This is a genomic window from Chromohalobacter sp. HP20-39, from assembly GCF_033052815.1.
In the GTDB taxonomy this organism is placed as follows: Bacteria; Pseudomonadota; Gammaproteobacteria; order Pseudomonadales; family Halomonadaceae; genus Chromohalobacter.
This window is the reverse complement of sequence record NZ_JAWHTP010001182.1, coordinates 1-235: the sequence shown is the minus strand read 5'-3', so window position 1 is coordinate 235 and position 235 is coordinate 1. Positions and strand designations below refer to the sequence as shown.

Annotated in this window: 1 protein-coding gene; it reads left to right on the top strand. The window is 66.4% G+C overall.

Annotation, left to right across the window (positions count from 1 at the left end):
- A partial coding sequence (locus RVY79_RS21630; protein ID WP_317466678.1) for a hypothetical protein occupies positions 1–235 on the top strand: 235 nt, incomplete at both ends.

Sequence of the window (235 nt, the reverse complement as noted above, 5' to 3'; positions counted from 1 at the left end):
CGTCGACGACACCCTGGCCGCGGCAGCGCAGGACGTCAACTATCCGCTCGACCAGCTGACCGCCAAGCTGATCGAGTCCGCCACCCTTCAGACCCGGCTCACGACTGAGGTGATGGCGGCGCTCGACACCCAGATGGCGGCACGCGCCGACCATGCCAAGCTGCGCCGCAATGTGCTGGTGGTGCTGCTGCCCACCGCGCTGGCCTTGATGCTCTTCATCATGGTGCGTTCGATC